Source organism: Alcanivorax sp. HI0044, from assembly GCF_001634945.1.
In genome coordinates this window covers 1-1,134 of sequence record NZ_LWEZ01000379.1, presented here as the reverse complement: position 1 = coordinate 1,134, position 1,134 = coordinate 1, and the positions used below count along the sequence as shown (strand labels likewise).

General features: G+C 60.8%; 1 protein-coding gene. It reads left to right on the top strand.

Going from position 1 to position 1,134, the window contains the following annotated elements; all coding sequences use genetic code 11:
• Positions 1-1,134 (top strand): efflux RND transporter permease subunit (locus A3730_RS04615; RefSeq protein ID WP_156500903.1); only part of this gene is annotated, 1,134 nt, incomplete at both ends.

The window sequence follows — 1,134 nt, the reverse complement described above, 5'->3', positions numbered from 1 at the left end:
CTGGGCGGCGCCCCTGCGGTGGAAGGCCAGCAACTGAACGCCACCATCATTGCCCAGACTCGTCTGGAGGACGTGGATCAGTTCAAGAACATCCTGCTGAAAGTGAACCCCGACGGCTCTCAAGTCTTCCTGAAAGACGTGGCTCGAGTGGAACTGGCAGCACAAAACTACGACGTGCAGGGCCGCTACAACGGCCAGCCGGCCGCCGGCCTTGCCATCAACCTGGCCACCGGCGCCAATGCCCTGGACACCGCCGAGGCCCTGCGTGCCCGCCTGGACGAACTGCAACCCTACTTCCCCGACAAGATGGAAATGGTGTTCCCCTACGACACCACTCCCTTCGTGAGCATCTCCATTGAGGAAGTAGTGCACACCCTGTTCGAGGCCATCATCCTGGTCTTCCTGGTGATGTACCTGTTCCTGCAGAACTTCCGCGCCACCCTGATTCCCACCCTGGCGGTGCCGGTGGTATTGCTGGGCACCTTCGCTGTGTTAGCTGCCTTCGGCTTCTCCATCAACACCCTGACCATGTTCGGCATGGTGCTGGCCATTGGCCTGCTGGTAGATGACGCCATCGTGGTGGTGGAAAACGTGGAACGGGTGATGCACGAGGAAGGCCTCCCGCCCAAGGAGGCCACCCGCAAATCCATGGGCCAGATCACCGGCGCCCTGGTGGGTATTGCCCTGGTGCTCTCCGCCGTATTCGTTCCCATGGCCTTCTTCCCCGGGTCCACCGGCGCCATCTATCGCCAGTTTTCCATCACCATCGTGTCCGCCATGGTGTTGTCCGTACTGGTCGCCTTGATCCTCACCCCGGCGCTGTGTGCCACCATGCTCAAGGCCAAGGACAGCGAGCACCAGACCAATCACGGTTTCTTTGGCTGGTTCAACCGCACCTTCGACAAGAGCAGCCGCCGCTACCAGGGCAGCGTGGAGAAGATCCTCGGGCGCCGTGGCCGCTACCTGTTCATCTATGTGGTCATCGTCGGCGTGCTTGGTTTCAGCTTCATGCGGCTGCCGTCCAGCTTCCTGCCGGAAGAAGACCAGGGCATTCTGTTCACTCTGGTGACCCTGCCGGCCGGCTCCACCCAGGAGCAGACCGTCGATGTTCTCAAGAAGATGGAAAACTACTAT